Genomic DNA, 3,619 nt, shown 5'->3' with positions numbered 1-3,619 from the left:
GAAAATTTTTTTAATTATTTTTAATTTAAATAAAAAGAAATAAGGATTTCTAATCCCAAAAAAAGTCTATTTTAAAAATGGAATTCTGATTTCCAGAGATTTGATTGAAATTCTAAGTTGGTCAAAAAAAAGTAGGCTTGGAAAAAAAGGGTGAAATCCCTTCAAGCTGAAAACAAAGATAATTAGTTGTGGTTTATGGGAGTATCGAAAGAGGGCAATCACGTGGATTGTCCTTTTTCTTTAAAAAAAGCTGGAATATGGAATTTGAGAAATACATTAAAATAATCGGTGATTCTTATTACGGGTATTGGAATTACCTTATAAGTGAGATGTTTTACCCCTCTTGGCACAATTACTTTTGGTGGTTGTTGGGATTATCAATAGGGGTTTGGTTGTTGGAAATTATTCGCCCCTGGAGGGAAAATCAATCAGTATTCAGAAAGGATTTTTGGCTGGATGGTTTTTATATGTTCTTCAATTACTTCCTGTTCTCTTTGATAGCGTATAATGCCATTTCCAATGTTGCCGTAGAGGCATTCAATGACTTCTTGGGAATATTCGGGATTGAAAACACAGTAGCGATTCATATAGAAAGCTGGCCAAGATGGTCGCAGTTTTTGCTGTTATTCTTGGTGGCAGATTTCATACAATGGAATGTCCACAGGGTATTGCATAGGGTTCCCATCCTTTGGGAGTTTCATAAAGTCCATCACTCTGTGGAGGAAATGGGATTTGCAGCGCATCTCAGGTTCCATTGGATGGAAACAATCCTTTACAAGTCTGCCCAATATATCCCTTTGGCAATGATCGGTTTTGGACTGGAAGATTTCTTCATTGTCCATATTTTTACAACTGCCATCGGTCACTTGAACCATGCCAACTTGAGGATTACTTATGGTCCTTTGAAATATATCCTCAATAATCCAATCATGCATCTTTGGCACCATGTAAAGATTTTGCCAAAAGACAGGCCATATGGAGTCAATTATGGCATTACGCTCAGTGTTTGGGATTACCTTTTTGGTACAAATTATATCCCGCATGAAGGTCGGGATGAAGCATTGGGTTTTGAAGGAATGGAAGAATTTCCCCAGACTTTTTTTCAACAGATCACTTATCCGTTTATAAAGAAAAAGCAACATGAAAGCAACAATCAATAACTGGCGTTTTGTCATCCTACTTAGCCTGACTTTGGGATTGGCTCCGTTTGTTCCTGAGCCACATATATGGGGCAAACTCAAATGGATTGCGGGCGGAGCCAAAGGAATGGCCGCTATGGATTGGTTTGATTTTGTATTCCACGCGATTCCATGGGCTTTATTGATCAGACTGTCTATCCTTCAGCTGACTGGCAAACTTGCAAAAGAAGTTGAAAATCAAACCAAAGCATAAAAATGCTATGTGATTTTGGTTACGGTTTGGCATCGTTAATGGCCATAACTTTGTAATCATAAATAAACGAAAAAAACCATGTTTGACTTCTTTAAAACTAAACCAAAAAAATATACAGACCTGTTTTGCGAAGATTTCCAGAAAGGAATGACTGCCAAAGATGCTGTAATCCTTGATGTAAGAACAGCTGGGGAATTTCACTCAGGAAAGCTAAAAGGAGCAAGGAACATCGATATGATGAGTCCAAACTTCATGGCACAGATCCAAAACCTTCCTAAGGACAAAAAGTATTACATATACTGCCGAAGTGGAAACAGGAGCGGACAAGCCTGTGAAATCATGAGCGAAATGGGATTTGAACACACTTATAATATGGCCGGAGGAATAATCAGATGGCCATATGAAATAGCATAGATTATTAATTGGGTTGAATGGTGTTAAAGTCCATCGGCAGCTAAAACTGACCGATGGATTTTTTTTTTAATATAGGTATTCATTGTATTTCCAGTCCGTTTTTCTTGATCGAGAAACCAAGCTTTTCCAATCCATCAGAGATTTCGGGAGCCTGCATGAAAAGTTTCCATCCCAATCCCGTACGATAATTTTCGATCATGCCTACTATCGGCCCCTGGTCAATCGCCAAGTATCTTTGGGGAAAGAAATTATGCTCCGGACTCATGGCGTCATAAAAGCCATATCTCCCAAAAACCTTGTCTCCATAGTTTAAATAGAGGTTTTTCAGCACCTTCATGGACTCCTCATAGGTGTAAGGAATGGAAGACAAAGCTGCAGTCGGAGAAATTACCCCGGTGTCATTTCCCGGACGGTGGGCATTGTAGAAATTAATGGAGTAGGAGGCAGTCAGGCCCCACAAGTCTTCCCCATATCCTTTGAAGTTTCCTGGATTTTCAATACACCAAGCCCTGTTGATGAGTGTTTGGTTCTGGTTTTCCTGCCAATAATCCGCATATTCATCATTCAATCCCCTTGGATCCAAGCCCATGTAGGAATAATGTGCCCAGAATAAAGGGCCTCCCATTATTTCGGCGTAATTATGTCTGAGCTGTAATGGAAATCCAAAAGCTTCTACTTCATTTTTGATGGCTCCTGATCGTGCCCATCCTTCATGGTAAGCAGCAGGGTCAATGGTATAAGTAGGGGAAGCGGCTGCAAGTACATAGGTTATCAGGCACTCATTGTATCCTTCTAAGGGAAAATTCATTTCCCAACCAAAGTTGGGTGACCAATGCCAATAAAGTACCTTTTCCCCATTCTTTGTGTGGAAATTCCATTGCATTTCTTCCCAAAGTTTGTTGATCCTTGTCGACAAAGCCTTTTCTTCATTGCTACCGTTTCGGTAATATTCTCTTACTGCGATCAATCCCTGCATCAGAAATGCAGATTCTACAAGATCTGCGCCATCATCTTTTGGAGAAAAAGGTTTGGTCTTTCCTGTTTGTCCGTCCAGCCAATGTGCCCAAATGCCATGGTAGCGATCGGCTTTTTCTAAGAATGAAACCATTTTTTCAAAATGAGCAAGTCCTTGTTCTTTGCTTAACCAGCCCCTTTCAATTCCGGCAATCAATCCAAAAATACCAAAGCCTGTCCCTCCTGTAGTGACGATATGGGCATCATTTTCTGGGTAATCTCCATCAATGTGAATTCTCTCAGCCGCCATCGCGGAGTTAGGTTCTGAACCTTGATAAAAATATCTGAAAGTATAATATTGAACCATATCCAATAGTTCTTCCTCATTCATTTCCCTGGTTTGGGTAGATATTTGACCTATTTCCTTCTTCCCTTTGTTGGTGACTGCTTCAATTTTATAGTCTATTGGCTTTCTTCCATCTTCCTTATTCATCCAAAAATCCATCAGCAACGTGTCCGAAGTTTCTGCCCTTTGGGCAAATTCGCCTCCATCCAAACTGGCAAAAATCAAATAAGAATTTGCTCCCTCAATTTTTGACCATTGGAGTTCAATGTGGCTGTCATAAGGAAAAACAAGGATTTCAACCTCTTTTTGATTGCATGAAAAGAAACCAGATAAGGCAAGCAGGGAGCTGATAAAAATATGTCGGATTTTCATGGGTTCATTGGTTTTAAGTAGATTCGCTCGATTGCGTTTTTTTTGACTCTATCGTATCCGAATGGTATATTGACAAACTCGTCCGACGCCCAAATAGGAAATAGATTTCGATAAAATGGACTTTTGGGATTGCCTGATTGT

The 3,619-nt window shown here is 39.7% G+C and carries 4 protein-coding genes; 3 read left to right on the top strand and 1 reads right to left on the bottom strand.

The features are described 5' to 3' along the window. Window positions 1–257 precede the first annotated feature (257 nt). The 3 genes from ACZFYI_RS17290 to ACZFYI_RS17280 all read left to right on the top strand — a co-directional run bounded on the left by ACZFYI_RS17290 (window position 258) and on the right by ACZFYI_RS17280 (window position 1,806). Window positions 258–1,160, top strand: coding sequence for a sterol desaturase family protein (locus ACZFYI_RS17290; protein WP_462525378.1), 903 nt, complete (start codon window positions 258–260; stop codon window positions 1,158–1,160). Continuing rightward, window positions 1,141–1,392 (top strand): hypothetical protein, encoded by a 252-nt coding sequence (locus tag ACZFYI_RS17285; RefSeq protein WP_462525377.1) that lies wholly within the window; start codon window positions 1,141–1,143, stop codon window positions 1,390–1,392. Before ACZFYI_RS17290 ends, ACZFYI_RS17285 begins: the two co-directional genes overlap by 20 nt. Before the next feature lie 78 nt (window positions 1,393–1,470). Beyond that, window positions 1,471–1,806 (top strand): rhodanese-like domain-containing protein, encoded by a 336-nt coding sequence (locus ACZFYI_RS17280; protein WP_462525376.1) that lies wholly within the window; start codon window positions 1,471–1,473, stop codon window positions 1,804–1,806. A 79-nt stretch (window positions 1,807–1,885) separates the two neighbouring features. Here the strand turns inward: ACZFYI_RS17280 and ACZFYI_RS17275 are convergent, their stop codons facing one another. Continuing rightward, window positions 1,886–3,478: a glucoamylase family protein gene (locus tag ACZFYI_RS17275; RefSeq protein ID WP_462525375.1), complete on the bottom strand. Its 1,593-nt coding sequence runs from the start codon at window positions 3,476–3,478 to the stop codon at window positions 1,886–1,888. Window positions 3,479–3,619 lie beyond the last annotated feature (141 nt).

This window comes from Aquiflexum sp., assembly GCF_977115555.1.
The sequence above is the reverse complement of the archived record's forward strand: the minus strand, read 5'-3'. Positions and strand labels throughout refer to the sequence as shown.

What these genes read in the sequence shown, in the direction of transcription:
- ACZFYI_RS17275 (WP_462525375.1), bottom strand. Translation starts at nt 3,478, where the DNA reads ATGAAAATCCGACATATTTTTATCAGCTCCCTGCTTGCCTTATCTGGT.
- ACZFYI_RS17290 (WP_462525378.1), top strand. Translation starts at nt 258, where the DNA reads ATGGAATTTGAGAAATACATTAAAATAATCGGTGATTCTTATTACGGG.
- ACZFYI_RS17280 (WP_462525376.1), top strand. Translation starts at nt 1,471, where the DNA reads ATGTTTGACTTCTTTAAAACTAAACCAAAAAAATATACAGACCTGTTT.
- ACZFYI_RS17285 (WP_462525377.1), top strand. Translation starts at nt 1,141, where the DNA reads ATGAAAGCAACAATCAATAACTGGCGTTTTGTCATCCTACTTAGCCTG.